The 19374-nt window shown below is 47.5% G+C and carries 12 protein-coding genes and 1 rRNA gene; 5 read left to right on the top strand and 8 right to left on the bottom strand.

The window, feature by feature from the left end; genetic code table 11:
- Window positions 1-88 precede the first annotated feature (88 nt).
- Window positions 89-1933 (top strand): glutamine--fructose-6-phosphate transaminase (isomerizing), encoded by a 1845-nt coding sequence (glmS, locus tag HF322_RS09520; protein ID WP_169393218.1) that lies wholly within the window; start codon window positions 89-91, stop codon window positions 1931-1933.
- An 81-nt stretch (window positions 1934-2014) separates the two neighbouring features.
- Here the strand turns inward: glmS and HF322_RS09515 are convergent, their stop codons facing one another.
- From HF322_RS09515 to recG, 3 genes are all read right to left on the bottom strand, one after another.
- Window positions 2015-5104, bottom strand: coding sequence for an efflux RND transporter permease subunit (locus HF322_RS09515; protein WP_169393326.1), 3090 nt, complete (start codon window positions 5102-5104; stop codon window positions 2015-2017).
- Entirely contained in the window at window positions 5104-6456 is a 1353-nt protein-coding gene (locus HF322_RS09510; protein ID WP_169393217.1) for an efflux RND transporter periplasmic adaptor subunit, read from the bottom strand. Before HF322_RS09510 ends, HF322_RS09515 begins: the two co-directional genes overlap by 1 nt.
- Window positions 6457-6522: 66 nt before the next feature.
- The gene (gene recG, locus HF322_RS09505; RefSeq protein WP_169393216.1) at window positions 6523-8802 is read right to left on the bottom strand and encodes an ATP-dependent DNA helicase RecG; all 2280 of its coding nucleotides are present in this window, start codon (window positions 8800-8802) and stop codon (window positions 6523-6525) included.
- 196 nt (window positions 8803-8998) lie between these two features.
- Between recG and HF322_RS09500 the strand changes: the two genes are divergently transcribed.
- A complete protein-coding gene (locus HF322_RS09500) occupies window positions 8999-10057 on the top strand; it encodes a patatin-like phospholipase family protein (protein WP_169393215.1) in 1059 nt (352 codons plus the stop codon).
- 61 nt (window positions 10058-10118) lie between these two features.
- On the opposite strand, the gene HF322_RS09495 is transcribed toward HF322_RS09500, so the two are convergent.
- The gene (locus HF322_RS09495; protein WP_169393214.1) at window positions 10119-10694 is read right to left on the bottom strand and encodes a hypothetical protein; all 576 of its coding nucleotides are present in this window, start codon (window positions 10692-10694) and stop codon (window positions 10119-10121) included.
- Window positions 10695-10987: 293 nt separating this feature from the next.
- Between HF322_RS09495 and argA the strand changes: the two genes are divergently transcribed.
- Window positions 10988-12310, top strand: coding sequence for an amino-acid N-acetyltransferase (gene argA, locus HF322_RS09490; RefSeq protein WP_169393213.1), 1323 nt, complete (start codon window positions 10988-10990; stop codon window positions 12308-12310).
- Window positions 12311-12391: 81 nt separating this feature from the next.
- Here the strand turns inward: argA and HF322_RS09485 are convergent, their stop codons facing one another.
- The gene (locus tag HF322_RS09485; protein WP_169393212.1) at window positions 12392-13132 is read right to left on the bottom strand and encodes an FKBP-type peptidyl-prolyl cis-trans isomerase; all 741 of its coding nucleotides are present in this window, start codon (window positions 13130-13132) and stop codon (window positions 12392-12394) included.
- Between the two features lie 551 nt (window positions 13133-13683).
- On the opposite strand from HF322_RS09485, the gene HF322_RS09480 reads away from it, so the two are divergent.
- Both HF322_RS09480 and HF322_RS09475 read left to right on the top strand, forming a co-directional pair.
- On the top strand, window positions 13684-15414 hold the full coding sequence (locus HF322_RS09480) for a mechanosensitive ion channel (RefSeq protein WP_169393211.1): 1731 nt from the start codon (window positions 13684-13686) through the stop codon (window positions 15412-15414).
- 205 nt (window positions 15415-15619) lie between these two features.
- Complete coding sequence (locus HF322_RS09475) at window positions 15620-16375, top strand: SDR family NAD(P)-dependent oxidoreductase (protein WP_169393210.1); 756 nt, start codon at window positions 15620-15622, stop codon at window positions 16373-16375.
- A gap of 34 nt (window positions 16376-16409) precedes the next feature.
- Here HF322_RS09475 and parE read toward each other — a convergent pair whose 3' ends face one another.
- The 3 genes from parE to rrf form a co-directional block, all read right to left on the bottom strand.
- Window positions 16410-18296 (bottom strand): DNA topoisomerase IV subunit B, encoded by a 1887-nt coding sequence (gene parE, locus HF322_RS09470; protein ID WP_169393209.1) that lies wholly within the window; start codon window positions 18294-18296, stop codon window positions 16410-16412.
- 90 nt (window positions 18297-18386) lie between these two features.
- Window positions 18387-19034, bottom strand: a complete 648-nt coding sequence (locus tag HF322_RS09465) for a YqiA/YcfP family alpha/beta fold hydrolase (protein WP_169393208.1) — start codon at window positions 19032-19034, stop codon at window positions 18387-18389.
- 225 nt (window positions 19035-19259) lie between these two features.
- A 5S ribosomal RNA gene (gene rrf / locus HF322_RS09460) occupies window positions 19260-19373 on the bottom strand.
- Window position 19374: the final 1 nt, after the last annotated feature.

The raw sequence follows: 19374 nt of genomic DNA, 5'->3' as shown, positions 1-19374 counted from the left end.
TAAACGCTAGGTTAGCGATTAAGCTTTAGTGCCTAAAAACGCATTAAAGTGATTACCCCTATTTAATGAAAGCTATTAAGGATAAGCCATGTGTGGAATCGTCGGAGCAGTTGCTGAGCGCAATATCGCCAATATTTTATTAGAAGGTCTTAAGCGCTTAGAATACCGCGGCTATGACTCAGCGGGACTCAGCGTCATTCAAAATGGCGAGCTGCACCGTGAACGCCAAGTGGGAAAAGTTCAAGCGTTGGTCGATGCGGTAAACGAAAATCCTGAGTTTTTTAACGGTCATATCGGTATTGCGCACACGCGCTGGGCAACCCACGGCGAGCCTGCGCAAAAAAATGCCCATCCGCACGTGTCGGGCAAAATCGCCGTCGTTCACAATGGCATCGTTGAAAACTATAGCGAGCTTAAAGATGAGCTGATTGCCAAAGGCTATACGTTCACTTCGCAAACCGATACCGAAGTGGTCGCTCATTTAATCCACGACCTTTATAAGCAAAATCCTGATTTGCTAGAAGCCGTTCGCGCGGTGATTCCAAGACTTCATGGCGCATTTGCCTTAGGGATTATTCACGTCGATTGCCCAGAGGAACTGATTACCGTTCGTTTGGGATCACCCTTGGTCATTGGCGTTGGGATTGGTGAGAACTTTATCGCCTCCGACCAGTTGGCATTACTTCCAGTTACCAACCGTTTTATGTATTTAGAAGAAGGCGACATTGCCAAACTCACCCGTCATGGCATTGAAGTCTTTGCTGATGGTCAAAAAGTGACCCGCAAAATCCATGAAATTGATGCCAAACAGCACAACGCCGATAAAGGCGAATTTAAACATTATATGCTTAAAGAAATTTACGAGCAGCCGGATGCCGTCGCCAAAACGCTTGAAATGGGAATCGATAATGGCAACACGGAGCAGCTTCGCGCGGACTTTTTGCAGCGTCATGAAGCCGCGCTCAAAGGCGTTCGCCATATCCAAGTCATTGCTTGCGGCACCAGTTACCACGCAGGACTTGTGGCAAAATATTGGTTTGAAAATCTAACGCGACTGCCTTGCTCGGTGGAAGTGGCAAGCGAGTTTCGCTACCGCAATCCGGTAGTCGTTGATCACTCGCTGGTGATTTGCATTTCACAATCGGGTGAAACGGCGGACACCTTATCTGCGCTTCGCGATATTCAAAGCCAAGAGCCTGAAGGCTTAGTCACGCTAGCGCTTTGTAACGTTGCAACGTCCTCGTTAGTTCGTGAAACGGATATCTTTTTGCCAACGCTTGCAGGTCCTGAGATTGGCGTTGCCTCAACCAAAGCGTTTACCACGCAATTGGCAGCGCTCATGCTATTGGTGCTGAAAATTGGCGTCACCCAAGAGCGCATTCAACCCGATATTTTAACGACGCTACTTGCTCAAATTCAAGAGCTACCTGGGCAGTTGTATGCAAGCCTGCATTTAGACGGCGCCATTCAAGAAATGAGCGAGCGCTTTGAAGATAAAAAAAGCTGCTTGTTTTTAGGTCGCGGTTTGCAGTTCCCGATCGCCTTAGAAGGCGCGCTCAAACTTAAAGAAATCTCTTATATCCACGCTGAAGGCTATGCAGCAGGAGAGCTGAAACATGGTCCGCTAGCCTTGGTTGATAAAGACATGCCGATTGTGGTTCTTGCGCCAAAAGACAGTATGTTTGATAAGCTCAAAGCCAACATGCAAGAAGTTCACGCCCGTCACGGTGAGCTGTTTGTGTTTGCCAGTGAAAGCAGCCAAATGAGCGCCGATGAGCGCACCCATGTGGTCAGTGTCCCTGACGTTTGCGAAACTTTAGCGCCGATTGTTTATAGCGTTCCGGTTCAGCTGCTGTCCTACCACGTTGCGGTCATGCGCGGAACGGATGTGGATCAGCCTCGGAACCTCGCAAAATCGGTTACGGTTGAATGATATAAGTCCTTGATTTAATTATATTTTTTATAAAAAAACCCTTATTTTAGTATAAGGGCTTTTTGTTATATTGGCAAATTTTTAATGCTTAATTTCTGTCTTATGCTTCCCATGCGGCACCAGCCATTTAGCAAACCAATTGGATAAGTCATCCATTAAAATATAAATCACCGGAATGACAATCAAGCTCAGCAGCGTTGAGGTGACCAATCCACCAAGGACGGCGGCCGCCATTGGTCTGCGAAACGTCGGGTCAGCTTCCCCCCAACCAAGCACCAGTGGCATCATTCCCGCGCCCATCGCAATGCTGGTCATGATGATAGGTCGGGCGCGCTTTTTACAAGAATCCATGATCGCCTCAAAGCGCGGCAGACCCCTGCGCTGAGCAATAAGCGCATAATCAACAAGCAAAATGGAGTTTTTGGTTGCGATTCCCATGAGCATAATAAAACCAATCATCGAGGGCATCGATAAGCTGCTGCCCGTCAATACCAGCCCTGCAAACGCACCGCCAATGGACAGTGGCAGCGCCATCAAAATAGTAAACGGCTGAAGTAAGCGCCCAAAGAGCAAAATCAGCACGCCCAAAATACAAACAATCCCCACTGACATGGCAACCACAAAGCCGGTAAACAGCTCTGCCATGTTTTCTGCTTGACCTTGTTCAATAAGACTAAGGCTTGCCGGCAGATTTTGCATGGTTGGCAGCGCTTTTACCGCCGTGACCAAGTCGCCAAGCTCGCCGCCTGATGGCTGAACGGTGATGCTGATGGCGCGCTCACGGTCTAGCCGTTTGATTTGAGCAGGCCCTGTACCAAAGCTTAAATCCGCCACGTCGCCGACGCGGACGCCTTGACCTTGCGGACGAGCGCTTGGCACATAAAGCGCTTCTAACTGATTGATATTTTGCTTGGCGATATCCGGCAGGCGAACCACAATTGGGATTTGCCGCGAGTCAAGATTGAGCTTCGATAGGCTTTGCTCGTAATCGCCCACGGTTGCAATTCGCAAGGTGGTCGCCACATCTTGGGTGGTCACGCCAAAATCTGCCATCGCAAGGCGGTCAGGTTTGACCGCAAGTTCAGGTCGCGGTAAGCTGCGATCGCTGGTTACATCGCCTGCTTGCGGCAGTTTTCGAATTTCGCTCATCAGTTTTTGAACCGTTTGCTCAAGAACGCGCGGGTTGCTGCTGGTCAATGAAAAGTTATACCCCGACTCGCCGCCACTGGATAAGCCAACGGTAAAGCGCGCGCTTGGAACGTCCGCAACAATGGCGCTGATTTGCTGCTCGACTTCGGATTTAGAGGCGCGCTCGGCTCTTGGCGCAAGAACGATATCCAGCCCTGCGATATTTTTAGATTTACCGCCGCTTGAATCTGACCCCATCGACGCTTGACCTTCGCCAACAGAGGAAAAAATATGGCGAACGGCAGGCAACTTAGCAATTTTAGCCGCTGCTAATTGGGTCACCCGTTCGGTATCAGCAAGCTCAACATCGGGCGTCAGCTCAATTTCAACGCGGGTTTGGTCAATATCATTGTCCGGAATAAAGGCGGTCGGTAACAGTTTGACCAAGCTTAATGAGGCAATAAAAAGCAGCAATGTCACGCCAATGGTCAACCAGCGAAAGCGCAGTGTCCAAGCCACCAACTTTAGGTAGCCCTCCATCACGCGGCTGCGCTTTTCAGCTCGCGGCTTTTCGGGTCGCAAAATATACGCCGCCATCATGGGCGTCACCAGTCGCGCCACCAACAGCGAGGCAAAAATTGCCATCGCCGCTGTCCAACCAAACTGCCGAAAAAACTGACCAACAATGCCGCTCATAAAGGCGGTCGGTAAAAACACCGCAATCAAAGTAAACGTGGTGGCAATCACCGCCAGACCAATTTCGTCCGCCGCTTCCATTGCTGCTTCATACGGCGATTTTCCCATTCGTAAATGGCGGATGATGTTTTCAACTTCGACAATCGCATCATCAACCAACACGCCAATGACTAACGACAGCGCTAACAGCGAGATAATATTTAAGCTAAAATCGAACAGATACATTCCCAAAAATGTTGGGATGACCGACAATGGCAGCGCCACCGCGGCAACAATGGTCGCTCGGATATTGCGCAAAAATAAAAATACTACGACGACCGCCAAAATACCGCCTTCGATCAGCATTCGTAGCGAGGCTTGGTAGTCTTCGGCGACGGGCGTTGCGCGGTCATAAACCTTTTCGATTTTAATTTTACCCATTTCGCGCTCAAGCTTGGCAAGCTCAATATCGACCAGTTTATTAACCTCAACTTCACTGGCGCCGCGCGATCGGCTGATGTTAAAGGCAACCACCGTTTGACCGTCCAATTTAGCCACCGAGCTTGGGTCAGCTGCGCCATCGGTCACTTGCGCCATTCGACCAAGCGCTTGCGTGCCGCCCGTTGGAATGGCGATTTGCAAGTCGTTCAGCTCGCGGGCGCGCTCAACCGCGCCTAACACGCGGATGGTTTGGGTGGTGTTGCCCACTTCCGCTTCACCGCCTGAGCTGTCTTGCTGAATGCCGCTGATTTGCTGCGACAACTGCGAAATGGGAAATTCAAGACCGCTTAAGGCAATCGGGTCAGCCGCCACGGTAATTTGTCGCTCAAGACCACCGATTCGGCTGATCGCACCGACGCCTTTGATGTCCGATAAGCGCTTGGTGATGGTGTCATCGACAAACCAAGACAAGTCCTCAACGCTCATGTTGTCGCCGGTCACCGAATAAGTGACGACTGGAAACCCTGAGGTCGATACTTTAGTGATAATTGGGTCGTTGGCGGCGGCGGGCAAATCACCACGAACTTCGCCAACGGCGGAGCGAACATCATCGACCGCTTCTTGAATGTCTTTATCAAGGACAAACTCCGTCACGATCGTTGCCGCGCCCGTTTGCAGGGTGCTGGTGATGTGCTTGATGCCAGTGATGCTGGTTAAGCGGTTTTCGATTTTTTTAGCAACGTCATTTTCAAGCTGAAAGGGCGCCGCGCCCGGTAAAGTGACTGTGACCACCACGGCAGGCAAGTCAATATCGGGGAACTGCTGAACTTTCATTTGATGAAAGCCAAACAGCCCGCCCATGGTTAATAAGACAAACAGTAAAATCGCGACGAGCGGATTTTTAATGGAATACGCCGAAAAGTTCATCATGAGGTGACCTTTTTTGGCGCCGTTTGGTCATCAGGCGCAACCAAACGGACGATATCGCCATCATTTAAAAAGCTGCCGCCTTGCTTGACGAGTTGGCTTTTGGCATCAATTGGGGTGGTTAGGCTGACTTTATCGCCCAAATGCTCGCCAACGGTCACTTTTTCTTGAACGATTTTTCCTAATTTTTTGCCATCAATCTCTTTAATATCGGTGATGAGCATGACGTAATCGTAGCCATCATTGCTGACAATCGCGCTGTTTGGTACGGTTTGCAGCTGATCATTTCCCAATAAAAACTCGCCTTTTTGGTACATGCCAGCTCGGGCGGAATTACTTTGAGCAAGCGTGGCAAAGATGGTGATTTTGCGGTTGTTGTCCGCCGTTGGGGCAATTTTACGAACTTCGCCCATGACCGATTGGTTGTTCGGCAAGCTGACTTTGACCGCCGTACCAACTTTGACCTCACCGACTTGTTTGGGGTCAATATCGGCATGCCATTCAAGTTTGCCATCTTTAATAATGGTAAATAGCGGATCACCACCGGCAACCATGCCGACTTCGGCGATTTTTTCGCTGATGACACCGGACACCGGCGCGACCACTTGAGCGTTATTCACCGCTAGGCGCTGAGCGTTGAGCCGTGCTCGCGCGGATTGCAGCATTGCTTCTGCTTGGACTTGCTGGGTTCGATAGCGGTCGGCTTCTTGGCGGCTGATCGCATCAATTTCAAGCAGCGGTAACACGCGAGCGGCATCGGTTTTGGCATTGGCAAGGGTGGCTTCGGCTTCGGAAACGTCCGCTTCAGCTTGCAGTACTTGCTGCTTCATGGCGTCGGTATCAAAAATCGCCAAGACTTGACCGGCTTTGACGCTTTGACCTTCTTCAACCAAAATGCGCTCAATGGCAACGCCGCTGACTTTGGCGCTCACATTGGCGATTTCTTTAGGTTCAATCGTGCCATCCGCGCTTAAGGTGCTGCCAACACTATCCAAACTTGGGCTGATCGCTTCGACCGAAAGCACCGCCTCGTCAGCCGTGGCTTCGGTGTTGGTGGTCAACGCTTCACTAGCAGGCGCGGATTGGTTGGGAGTAGCCGTTGCTTTAGGCGCATTATCGTCATTTTTACCCAAGTATTTGCCAAAAAAAATGCCGATTGCCAGCATCGCAACCATGGCAGCAGCAAGCCAAAACCAGTTGTTGGAAAAGTTTTTCTTAGCCTGCGCGGGTTGACGGTACGGCGGAACCTCAAGCGGCTCGGTATTTGGCAACTCAACGTTTTTTGGCGGCAATTGCGCCACCTCCTCCTCAGGTAAAGTGGGTTTGTCCTCAGGCAAATTGGCATTACTCATAATGGTCTCATTGTCAGTGTTTCAATTTTTACAATATTTTAGTTGTTGATGGTTAGCGTTGATATTTTAAGCATTGGTATATTGGTGGGCTTTGGGCATCCAGCGCGCAATCAAGCGGCTCACATCTGCTTTTCGCGATTTGTCTTTGATTAAATGCACCGCCAATTTTTGGGCAATGGCAATCAAGCACTCATCGCGCGCCAAATCCGCTAAGTAATAATCGACATTTCCGGTTTGCCGTTTTCCCAAAAGTTCACCCGGGCCGCGAAGTGCCAAGTCTTTTTCGGCAATGACAAAGCCGTCAGTGCTGTCACGAAGCACGTTTAAGCGCTCAATGCCGGTTTCCGACAAAGGCGACTGATAAAGCAGCACGCAAAAGCTTTTTGCGGCGCCGCGACCCACACGACCGCGAAGCTGATGCAATTGTGATAGCCCTAGGCGCTCAGCGTTTTCAATGACCATTAAAGACGCATTAGGAACGTCAACGCCAACCTCAATCACAGTGGTAGCTACCAGCAAATCAAGCGCTCCTGATTTAAAATCCTGCATGACTGCTTGTTTTTCTGCCGGTTTCATTTTGCCATGAACCAGACCGATATTAATGTTTAAACGCTCATTTAAATCAGCGAAGGTTGCCTCAGCCGCTTGAGCATCCAAAGCGGTCGACTCCTCAACTAGCGGGCAAACCCAGTACGCTTGCCGACCTGCCGCACAGTTCACCGCAATGCGCTCAATGACCTCATCGCGGCGATTGCGATCCACCATCACCGTGGTAATGGGCGTTCGACCGGGTGGCAGCTCATCAATGATCGAGGTGTCCATATCCCCAAAAACGCTCATCGCAAGCGTCCTCGGAATCGGTGTTGCGGTCATAATCAGCTGATGCGGGGTGCTGCCAGCAACGCCTTTATTGGCAAGCGCCATTCGTTGCTCAACGCCAAAGCGGTGCTGCTCGTCAATAATGACCAGTCCCAATTTGGCAAACTGAACCTGCTCTTGAAATAGCGCATGGGTTCCGACCACGATTTGAACATCGTTTTCAATAATAGCCGTCAGCGCCTCTTTTCGCTCGCGCGCCGTTTGCTTTCCGGCAAGCCAGCCCACACCAATGCCTAATGGCGCAAACCACTGCTTAAAATTCAATAAATGCTGCTCGGCTAAAATCTCAGTCGGCGCCATAATCGCCACTTGCCAGCCACTATCTAAGGCAAAACAAGCGGCGGCGGCGGCAACCAACGTTTTGCCTGCGCCAACATCGCCTTGAATCAGCCTGAGCATGGGGATGGAGGTTGCCAAATCACGGCTGATATCCCCAATAACTCTTGATTGCGCGCCCGTTAACGCAAAGGGTAAATTGCTTAATAGCTTTTGGAAAAGGGGGCTATCGCTATTGCATTTTGGCGCCTTAAACTGGTGCAGCTGCTCGCGGCGATACAGCAAGCTTAATTGATGCGCGGTCAGCTCCTCAATAATTAAGCGCTGACAAGCAGCATGCGAGCGCTCAAGCAGTTGATTTAAAAGTTCAAACTGCTTGTTAATATCGGTATAAAGCGGCGGCGTGTGCAGCAGCACCAGCGCCTCAAAAATCGTCAAATTAAACGGGCTTTGCGCTGCATGAAAGCAGGCGCGCTCATTGGGCGAGCGTTTGTCCGCGCCATGTTGGCTTAAAAATAAATCTTGGGTCATCATGAGGCTGACCGGATTATCCTCGCTTACCGTTCCATCTTGCGGCTTGGTTAATGGCAAATCTGCCACCACCTCAAAATCAGCTTTGGTAAATAGCGTCATCGGCAGCGCTTCTTGGCGAACAGTTTGCAGCGCAAGCTTAATCAGCGTCCGCAGTTTGTTTTGATGAAGCCCTTTGACCGTGGGGTAAATGGGCTGAAGTCCTGAATTGACCAGCGGCTGATTTTCACTCATTACTTGATATTCAGGGTGATGCAGCTGCCTGCCATAACGGCTGATTTTGATTTCGCCAAACAGTTGCAATCGCGCGCCCAAACTCATGGTTTGCAGTAAACTTGGATACGCTTTGAAAAACCGCAGCCCAAGCGCGCCTGTACCATCATCGACGATGACAGTTAAACCGCCACTTTTTTGCTCAACGTGAACAACGCGCGCCACAATCAGCGCTGATTGACCGTGCGTGGTGTCCTCAATCATCACCTGACGGCTGCGGTCTTCATAATCACGCGGCAAATGCAGCAGCAAATCAAACACACGATTGATGTTCAGCTGCGCCAACTGATCAGCAACTTTCGCGCCAACGCCCGCCAGCGCCGTCACGGGCAAATCAAAAGCTTGCGGTGATTGCAATCGAGAAGACGAAAAGGTTGCCGCTGGCATTTACTCACCTTAAATTCATAAAATTAATTGGTTAACGCCCTATAATCAACAGCTTATCGAATTCATTATAGCTGACAAATCGCTTGATTATGAGAGGCAATTTAGTAATCATGCGTCTATAAATGACCGCTTTAGACCTCAATGGTGCTTTTTTAGCTTAAGGTCTTGGGTTTATTCACAATTTACTGAGTTTTTTATGATGTTTTCTGCTCAAATGGCGTTTTCGCGCTTTACTACTGCCCTGATTATTACGTTTAGCGTCCTGACCACCAGCGCTTGCCAAAGCTCACCGCCAAGCCAGCCGCTTGCTGCGCCCGCCTCTAAAACCCCAAAAGTTGCTTTAGTTTTAGGTGGCGGCGCGGCAAAAGGCATTGCTCATGTCGGCGTCATCAAAGCGCTTGAGGACAATGGCATCAAGCCCGACATCATCGTTGGCACCAGCATGGGCAGTTTAGTTGGCAGCCTTTACGCCAGCGGCATGAGCGTGGATCAGTTAAAAAAAGTCACGATTGCCACGCCCGACAGCGCCCTTATGGATTTTACCTTTTCCAACCAAGGCTTTGTTGAAGGGATTAAATTAAAAAACTTTATCAATAAACAAGTCAATAACCGACCGATAGAAGCCTTTCCCATTAAGTTTGCCGCCCTTGCCACTGAGCGCGATACTTTAGCAAAAACGGTGCTGGATTTTGGAGACGCAGGGCTTGCCGTTCAAGCGTCTTGCAGTGTTCCAAATCTGTTTATCGCCCCGAGAATTCCCGAAAAAGTAGGTAAAAAATACATCGATGGCGGCGTATCAAGCCTCGTTCCCGTCGATAGCGCTCGTGATTTGGGCGCAGATATCGTAATTGCCGTGGATGTCACCGCCGCAAAACCGCCTATAGAAACTCAAGCGCAATTGGCAAAACTAAAAAACGGTCAACCCATCGATATTAAATCGTTAGCCAGCTTTTGGGGATTGTTTGAGCAAAGTATCGCCAGCGGACTTTATCGCCCATTGCAAAATGGCGCGGCGATCGATAAAAACATAAATAAAGCGGCGGTCAATCATGCTAATGCAACAGCGGCACCAAACGCGCCCATCACCCGCGAAGCTTTGCGCGCTGATGTGCTGATTATCCCTGAGGTCGGTCAAATAAGCTTTGTCGATACCCGCGAGCGCGCCGCGTTAATCCATGAGGGCGAAAAAGCTACCTTGGCAAAACTTCCTGACATTCAAAAGCTCATTGCAAATTACCCCAAAACGATGCCTTAATAAAAAAAGCGCTTGTGACAAGGTGACCAAGCGCTTTTTTTAACCTAAGTTTTAATCGCGATTATTTCACGCGGGCGCGGTATTTCACCATGACCGTATCGTTCAATCCAACACCTTCTAAATCCCAACGCAGCGCTTGGTAATATTGCAGCGGGATTTCTTGAGTTTGACCGTTGACTTGACCACGAAGCGGCATTCGGGCAAAGTTTGCACTGTCTGTGCTGGCAAAGGCAAAATCAGGGCTGACATTACCCAGCAATTCGACCTGCTCAGGGATGCTCATGGTCACCGTCATTTTGCGAACGCGATCAGGATTGGTATTGGTAAAATAGCCTTGATATTCAATGATATTTCCCGCTTGCAATCGTGTGCTTGCGGTCACCGGAACGAGCGTTTCACGACCATTGGCATCAACGCTTAATAAAGACGCGGTAATTTTGGTGGCAACGGCTTGGGCGTTTGAATTGCTGGCGGCTTGAACGGCGGCTGGGTTGTCAATGACAGGCTCAGGCGTTGGCAGCATGGCTGAGGCTTGTGTGACCGCCATCGCGCTAATCAAAGTTCCTGCGACGACAAAAAATAAGCGATGAGCGCTGCCTTTCGTGAACGGCTGAGATAAAGGATTGCGTTTTTTCATGATACGGTTAATTCCTAATAGATCGATTTGGTCAGGCTAAATGCGACCATCGTTTGAATGTGATAAGTCAGCAACGTGACTTAAACTTTAGCATAACAAAAAGCCTTTAGCATCATACTAATGCCTTGTTGCCGTTATGTATTTGCAAAATCGTTGGGTAATGCCTTTACTTATTAAAATAAAAGATAGCCCAATTTGCTGTTTTTTGCTATGGTAAATCAAAAGCCTTCAACAATTTTTTATTGCGCGGCAGCTGCCTGATTTGCCCGCTTTTTGAGTGATTAACCGTTTTTATGATGACAAACGCCATGCCCCAAATCAACCCCGACTACGTTCATTGGTTCCGCAATTCCGCCCCTTATATCAACACCCATCGCGGCAAAACGTTCGTGATTATGTTTGGCGGTGAGGCGGTCAATCACCCCAATTTTAGCAACCTGATTCACGATTTTGCGCTCCTTCATAGCCTTGGCATCAAGCTGGTTTTGGTTCATGGCGCAAGACCGCAAATTGAAAAAAACCTAACCGGCACCGGAATTACCTCACCCCTTCATCATGACATCCGCGTCACCCCGCGCGAAGCCATGCCAGCGATCCTGCAAGCCGTCGGCTCCATTCGCCTGCAAATCGAAGCTCAGCTGTCCATGGGACTTGCCAACTCGCCGATGTTTGGCTCAAGAATTGATGCCGTTTCAGGAAACTTTGTTACCGCAAGACCGTTTGGCGTTCGCGATGGCGTTGATTATCAAATGACCGGTGAAGTTCGCGCCATCGACGTTGATGCCATTAAAAATAACTTGCAGCACAACCATATCGTCATTTTAGGATCAATGGGTTATTCGGCAACCGGTGAGGTCTTTAACTTATTGGGCGAAGATGTGGCATTAAGCGCGGCGGTGGCTTTAGGCGCCGATAAGCTGATCTTTTTAGGCGAAGAAACCGGCATCAATGACAACGGTCGCCTGCTTCGCGAAATGATTCCTAATGAAGTCGACCGCTTTTTACGCGACCGCGATTTAAACTGCGAGATCAACTACTTTTTATATTGCGCCGCCAAAGCTTGCCGTGAAGGCGTTCACAGAACGCATATCATCTCTTACGCCAAAGACGGCGCGCTACTTGAGGAGCTGTTCACCCGTGATGGCTCAGGAACGCTCATTAGCCACGACCCTTATGAAGAAATTCGCCACGCCGAAATTGATGATGTGGTCGGCTTGACTGAACTGCTTGCGCCGCTTGAAGCTGAGGGCATTTTAGTGCCGCGCTCGCGTGAGCGCTTAGAGCAAGAGATCGATCGCTATAGCGTCATTGAGCGCGACGGCATGATTTTAGGCTGCGCCGCCCTGCACCAACTCGATAGCACATCAGCTGAAGTGGCTTGCGTTGCTGTCCATCCCGACTACCGAAAAGGCAATCGCGGTGCTGACTTGCTGGCGTTTTTAGAGCAGCAAGCCCGAAGTCATGGTTTACAAAAGCTGTTTGTTTTGACCACCCGAACCGCGCATTGGTTTGTTGAGCAAGGTTTTGTTGAAGTTGATGCTTCTGCCCTGCCAGCTGAGCGCTTAAAGCAGTATCACAACGGTCGCAACTCAAAAGTTTTTGAAAAACTGCTGTAATCGGTTTTTTAACGATGACTTAATAAAAAAGCCTTCAATTTGAGGGCTTTTTTATTTAACATTTAAAATAAAAAGCTAAGCTTACTTAGCAGGTTTGACTTTTAATAGCTCAACGGTAAAAATCAAGGTGCTGTTTGGCTCAATTCCTGAATTTCCTGCTTCCCCATACGCCAAATCTGAAGGGATAAAGAACTCGTATTTTCCGCCTTCTTTCATCAGCTGAAGCCCTTCCGTCCAGCCTGCAATGACTTGATTTAGTGGGAATTCAATTGGCTCGCCGCGCTCATACGAGCTATCAAACACGGTGCCATCAAGCAATTTGCCTTCGTAGTTGACTTCAACAACGTCAGTGGCTTTTGGCGATTTGCCCGTTCCTTCTTTAATCACTTTATATTGTAAGCCTGAAGCGGTCGTTTTCACGCCTTCTTTTTTAGCATTTTGCGCTAAAAATTCTTGACCTTTGGTTTTATTGCCTTCAGCTTTTGACTGCATGTCTTTAACGAACTTTTCTTCTTGTTCTTTTTGGTACGCCATGAGCACCTCTTGCATCTGCTCTTGGGTTAGCGCCGATTCTTTTCCTTCGTAGCCATCACGAAAGCCTTTTTCAAAGGTATCAAGGTTTAAATCTTTAACGGCATCTTTGTTGCCTTCAGCCATCATGTAGCCTAGGCTATAACCGACTTTTTCGGTCGCAGGGCTTTGTTCGGTGACCGCCACGCTTTTGGCTGCGGTTTGCTTGGCGTCATTGTTGGTGCTGCAACCTGAAACTAAGATCATCGCACTTACCAGCGCAGTTAAGCTCAACGTCGTGATTTTTTTCATATATTACTCTCAATAAAAGCTTAGGCTTAGCGCCTAGAACACTTAATTTAATCGTAGGTGGAGTTTGTCGTCAGATAAATGGCAATTACGGTGAATTGCCAAAAAATTGAATTGACCAATTGCGTTTGCGCCCAAGCTGCGATTGGTCAGCTAACCCTCATCATAGCAAATCTTATAATCAGCGGCTATATATTGAATAAAATTATCCGGCTTATGTATAACCTTTGTTAATATCTTCTGTTTAAATAACAACTTATCACATAACTATAGCGATAAGTTAAGATTTCTGTATTTAACTTTTAAGTCTTATTAGTTAAGCTAAATTAGCGCTGGTCATTGGTAATGTTCCGTAATTTTTTACAAAATTTTCTTGAAATTTATACGTTAACCTTTTAAGAAAACTGTAAAAAATACAATTTCATTTCCCAATTTGCGCTTATCTCCATTCAAATACAATTCTAATTAAAACAACATCTTAAACAGCCTTTTTCTTGCAGCGCTTATTGAAATAATAGTTATAAACGCTGGCAATGATTATTAAGGAGGATATCATGAACCCTATGTATACCCCGTTCAATGGTTATTTGGGCGGCCCTATCGGCTCGATCATCGGCGCAATTTTAATTTTTATTGTCGGCTGGCTGGTTGCGCTTGGCATCGCCGCTTTGGTGAAAAACGTGTTGGCAAAAATTCATCTGAACGAGCGCATGAATTCCTCCACCGGAAAAGCTTATGACTTAGAAGGCATCATTTCTAAAGTTATTTTCTGGTTTATTTTTATCATTGCCATTTCAGGGGCGCTCAATCAGCTTAATTTAAACGCCATCTCAACGCCATTTGCCAATATGGTCAACCAAGTGCTTGCCTTTATTCCTAACCTAATTGGCGCCATTGCAGTCGGTATCGTCGGTTGGGTGGTAGCTACGGTGGTAAGAACGGCGATTAATGCGGCGCTATCAAAAACCACGATGGATGAAAAATTAAGCGCTCAAGCGGGCGTCAAACCCATGAGCAGCACCATTGCTGATATGGTATATTGGTTCATTTTGCTGGTCGTTTTGACGATGGTTTTAGGTCAGTTGCAGCTTAATGGCTTATTTGCCCCGCTTACCAATATGATTGATAAGATTTTCAGCTTTATCCCGAACATTTTGATCGCAGGCGTCGTTTTTGTGGTGGGCTATATCATCGCCAAAGTCGTTCGCGGTATCGTCACCAATTTGGTGTCCACCTTTAATGTTCAGGCGTTGGCATCAAAAGCTGGTCTTAGCGAACAAAACAGCGTGCCCAATATTGCAGGATCACTTGCATTTTTAGTGGTCATTATCCCAACGATTATTGCTGCATTAAATGCGCTGAAAGTGGATGTGATTGCCCGCCCAGCCACCAATATGCTCAACAAAATCATGGAAGCGTTGCCCAATATTTTTATGGCAGCGGCGATTTTGATTGTGACTTTTTATGTCGTTCGCATGGTGGCGGACATCATCAAAGGCTTGATTAACAACACTCAATTAAACCAGCTTCCTGCCAAAGTCGGCTTACAAGAAATGATGGGCAATCAAACGGTTGCCGATTTGGTCGGTCATGCCATCATGTTCTTTGCGATGCTGTTTGCTGCCATTGCCGCCGCTGATCTGCTTGGCTTTGAGCCGATTTCTGCCTTGATTGGTATGTTTATTGCCTTTGGTGCTAACATTATCTTGGGCGCCATCATCCTATTTATTGGCTTTTGGCTTGCCAATGTTATCGCAGGCGTGGTTGAGCGCTCAGAAAAAGGCTCACAATTTTTAGCCAATATCGTTCGCGTACTTATCATGGGATTGGTGCTTGCCATGGGACTTCGTGCCATGGGAATCGCAGATTCTATCGTTAACTTAGCCTTTGGCTTAACGTTAGGCGCAGTTGCAGTTGCCTTTGCCTTGTCCTTTGGTCTTGGCGGTCAAGAGGCCGCGGCAAGATTTTTACGTAAAATGCAAGATAAAATGGATGAAGAGCGCACGGGCTTAAAAGTTCATACCACGCGCCATACCAAAACTACGACCATGGATAAAGTTGCCGATTCAGTTCGCGACAACACGCCTAATGTAACGCCAACGGCAAGAAGCGCCTCGCCGACTGCCGCAAGCGTTGATGCTCATGATATCAAAACCGATACGGTTGATACCAGCAGTCTTGGCAATCGTCATGTCGAGGGTCAAACCCCATCAGCGATTAACCCTAGCAGTCGTGAGGTGAGCGATGAGTTAAACCATTTATTGGATGATGACTCTCAGTCGTAAGTTTTTTAACCAAAATGGTTTAGATAAAAAAGGCAGCTTCGGCTGTCTTTTTTTGTAGCTAAATTTGTCTTAATTTAAACCGCTATCATTTTATAGAACGCTTCAATCCAATCTCAACAATTACACAACTTGACTGCCCTCGCTTTTTTAGGTGCCTCTTGATATGCTTTTAACAATCAAAGCTAACAATCAAGGATGAAAAATTATGAAGCGCTTTAAGCAATCAACCGTGGTTATCATTGGTGCGGAATCTACTATCGGTCAAGCCGCTGCCATCCGTTTTGCTTGTGAAGGCGCAAATTTAGTACTTATTGGGCATTTATCAAACGAGCTTGCGCGCACAGCAAAACAACTGCCTCATGATAATACTTGGATTCAAAGCGATAATTATTTAACCATCACTTGCGACATTAAAGATCCAAACCAAGTTCAAACGATGATTCAAGAAATCAAGCAGCGCTTTGGCAAGATTGATATTTTAGTGAATAAAGTGGGATTTGCTATTGAAGATAACGCTGAAGTACGCAGCACGCCTCAAACTACCGAAAATGACTGGCATCATGCCATCCAAACCGACCGCCAAAGCTTTGAAGCGCTTTGCCAAAAGCTTTTGCCCGAGCTTACAAAAAGCCGTGGTAGCATTATTAATATTTTAACCAGTTTTAATAATCAATCCGCCGCCTACCAAGATGCTAAGATCAGCATTCAAACCTTGACCCAAAGATTAGCGTTGTCATTTGCTAAAAACGGCGTTCGCGTTAACCTTGTCCATTCTAATGCGTTGGTCGCAAATGCGGATCACCAACCGCCGCTTGCAACGATTTCGCCACTGGATTGTCCAGCAACGCCAAAAGCCATTGCGGCGGCGACTGCCTTTTTAGCCAGTCAAGATGCCGCCGCCATTACAGGCGTCAGCTTGCCCGTTGATGGCGGCTTTGATATTAGCGACGATGATTTTTAACATTGTGATTAAAACTTGATCTAGCAAATCATTCTTAAACGATATCAGCAAGATTGCCTTTGTGCTCAAGCCAAGATTTGCGATCACTGGCGCGTTTTTTGGCAAGCAGCATGTCCATCATGCTACTGGTTGCCGCCATGTCATCCATATCCAGCTGAACGAGGCGGCGCGTATCGCGATTCATGGTGGTTTCGCGAAGCTGATCGGCGCTCATCTCTCCAAGACCTTTAAAACGGGTAATCTGCGCCTTTTTGTTTTTGGGAACGCTTGCTAAGACCTGCTCAAGTTCGTCCTCATCGAGCGCATAATGAACGCTTTGACCAATATCGATACGATAAAGCGGTGGCATCGCCACAAATAAATGCCCTGCTTCAACAAGCGCCGGAAAATGCTTTACAAACAGCGCGCAAATTAGAGTGGCGATATGCAGCCCGTCCGAATCAGCGTCCGCTAAAATACAAACTTTGTCATAACGCAGCTCGGATAGATCATCAGACGCCGGATCTACCCCAATAGCAATGGCAATATCATGAATTTCTTGGCTGGACAGCACCGTATCGGAGGACACTTCCCAAGTGTTCAAAATCTTACCACGAAGCGGTAAAATTGCTTGAAAATGACGATCACGGGCTTGTTTGGCGCTGCCGCCTGCCGAATCCCCTTCCACCAAAAACAGCTCCGCGCCATCACGCAAATCGCCGCGACAATCCGCAAGCTTTCCAGGAAGCGCAGGACCTTGGGTGATTTTTTTACGAGCGACTTTTTTGGCGGACTTTAAGCGTCGACCGGCTTTATTGATCGCAAGTTCTGCAATTTGAGCGCCCAAATCGGCATGTTTATTAAGCCAAAGGCTAAACGCATCTTTGGCAAGCGTCTGAACAGCGCCCGCAGCTTCTCGGCTCGATAAGCGCTCTTTGGTTTGCCCAGAAAATTGCGGCTCAGAAAAGGTCAGCGATAAAATATAATTTACCCCATCCCAAACATCTTCAGCGGTCAATTTTACATTTCGCGGCAATAAATTATGAATATCACAAAATTCACGAAGCGCTTCTAATGTTCCGGTTCGCAGCCCATTGACGTGCGTGCCGCCTTGAGCGGTCGGGATAAGGTTGACATAACTTTCTTGAATAGGCGCTCCGCCCTCAGGAAGCCATGATAAAACAAAGCGAAGCCCCGTACGATCTCCAGCTTTCGCTTCAAAATGATAATAAAACGGCGGCTCAGGCAAAGTCTCAAGCCCATCAAGCTGCTCGTTTAAATACTCAACCATGCCGTCGGCAAACTGCCAAACGATCTTTTCATCATGAATATCATCAATAAATTCAATCGTTAATCCTGCAGCAAGCACCGCTTTGGCTTTTAAATTGTGCTTGAGCTGTTTGACATTAAATTTAGCGGAATCAAAAAACTGCTCATCTGCCCAAAATTGCACCTTCGTTCCGCGTTTGCGCTTATTTGAGCTGACCGACTGCTTTAAAATTGACGTTGGAACCCCTTTTGCAAAGTCCATGTCAAACTGATTGCCATCGCGCCAAACGGTGACCTCAACGCGCTTTGATAACGCGTTGACCACTGAAATGCCAACGCCGTGAAGACCGCCTGAAACTTGATAATTGGAGGTTGAAAACTTACCACCGGCATGAAGCCGCGTTAAAATCAGCTCAATTCCGGATTGATTAAATTCAGGATGAATGTCCGTTGGCATACCGCGACCGTCATCTTCGACGGACAGCGAGCCATCTTCATGAAGCTGAACTTTAATGGTTTTGGCAAACCCAGCAAGCGCTTCATCGACCGCGTTATCAATAACTTCTTGCGCCAAATGATTGGGGCGCGTGGTATCGGTGTACATTCCTGGACGGCGGCGAACCGGATCTAGACCTTCTAAAACTTCGAGCGACTGCGTCGTATATTGACTCACAACAACTTCCTTGAGCATAAATAAAAATTATTTCATGGCTCTATTATAACCAAAATTCATGCCGCTATCGCCACCCACTAAAACTTTGCGTCAAACTGTGTCGCTTGGCATTTTATTAACCAATGCTTGAATCTCAGATAAAACCAAAGGCAACTGCTCAGCAAAATCGCTAAATCGATGATCGCCGCCATCTTGCAAAATAATTTTCGCGCCTTGCTGACCATAAAACGCTGCTGATAAGTTGGCATCCAAAAGCTCATCCCCTTGCTTGAGCATCACTGCAATTTGGCTTGGGTTCTCAACGGCTAATAATGGATGATTCGCAAACCATTGCAAATCAGCTTTAGTAATTTCCCAACCACCAGAAGTGGTATGAATTACCTTATCCTTGTTAAAATCTGAGGTCAAAGTATCAGCTTTCATTTCACTATCAAAACGCTGCAACGTCAAATGCGGCTGGGTGCTAGGGTTAACCAGTAGCGCAGAACAGCCCGTCTCATTACTCACTAAAGTTGCAAAATAGCCCCCTAATGAGCTACCGACCAATACCACGCTAGAGTCTTTACTCAACGCCGCGACTAATTTTAATAACTTATCAAACACAACTTGCGGCGGCTGGTTCAAATCGGGTCGATATACGTTGATATCAGGATGATATTTTTTGCAGTAATCTTCTAACAAAAGCGCTTTTGTCGCGTTAGCATCACTATCTAGACCATGAATATAGATAAGGTTCATAAATTTACTCACTTATTATGTTTGTTATAGGATAAAAATATATAAATAAAAAATGCGGTTAACTATCAGCATATCACAGCAATTATAATAACCATATCAACAAAACAGGGCATCGTTATTCGTTAATCATGAAATAGTATGGCATAAATACATCAACGAATTAAAATAGAAAAATTAACGCATAAAAAAAGCCCCCAGCTAATGCTGAGGGCTTTTGGAATAAGGAGCTGACGATGACCTACTCTCACATGAGCGAATCACACTACCATCGGCGCTACGACGTTTCACTTCTGAGTTCGGGAAGGGATCAGGTGGTTCCATCGCGCTGTTGTCGTCAGCA

It is taken from the genome of Psychrobacter sp. MF31, assembly GCF_012847335.1.
In the GTDB taxonomy this organism is placed as follows: domain Bacteria; phylum Pseudomonadota; class Gammaproteobacteria; order Pseudomonadales; family Moraxellaceae; genus Psychrobacter.
The sequence above is the reverse complement of the archived record's forward strand: the minus strand, read 5'-3'. Positions and strand labels throughout refer to the sequence as shown.

Coding starts and splice junctions, on each gene's coding strand:
- glmS (WP_169393218.1), top strand. CDS start 89: ATGTGTGGAATCGTCGGAGCAGTTGCTGAGCGCAATATCGCCAATATT.
- HF322_RS09515 (WP_169393326.1), bottom strand. CDS start 5,104: ATGAACTTTTCGGCGTATTCCATTAAAAATCCGCTCGTCGCGATTTTA.
- HF322_RS09510 (WP_169393217.1), bottom strand. CDS start 6,456: ATGAGTAATGCCAATTTGCCTGAGGACAAACCCACTTTACCTGAGGAG.
- recG (WP_169393216.1), bottom strand. CDS start 8,802: ATGCCAGCGGCAACCTTTTCGTCTTCTCGATTGCAATCACCGCAAGCT.
- HF322_RS09500 (WP_169393215.1), top strand. CDS start 8,999: ATGATGTTTTCTGCTCAAATGGCGTTTTCGCGCTTTACTACTGCCCTG.
- HF322_RS09495 (WP_169393214.1), bottom strand. CDS start 10,694: ATGAAAAAACGCAATCCTTTATCTCAGCCGTTCACGAAAGGCAGCGCT.
- argA (WP_169393213.1), top strand. CDS start 10,988: ATGATGACAAACGCCATGCCCCAAATCAACCCCGACTACGTTCATTGG.
- HF322_RS09485 (WP_169393212.1), bottom strand. CDS start 13,132: ATGAAAAAAATCACGACGTTGAGCTTAACTGCGCTGGTAAGTGCGATG.
- HF322_RS09480 (WP_169393211.1), top strand. CDS start 13,684: ATGAACCCTATGTATACCCCGTTCAATGGTTATTTGGGCGGCCCTATC.
- HF322_RS09475 (WP_169393210.1), top strand. CDS start 15,620: ATGAAGCGCTTTAAGCAATCAACCGTGGTTATCATTGGTGCGGAATCT.
- HF322_RS09465 (WP_169393208.1), bottom strand. CDS start 19,034: ATGAACCTTATCTATATTCATGGTCTAGATAGTGATGCTAACGCGACA.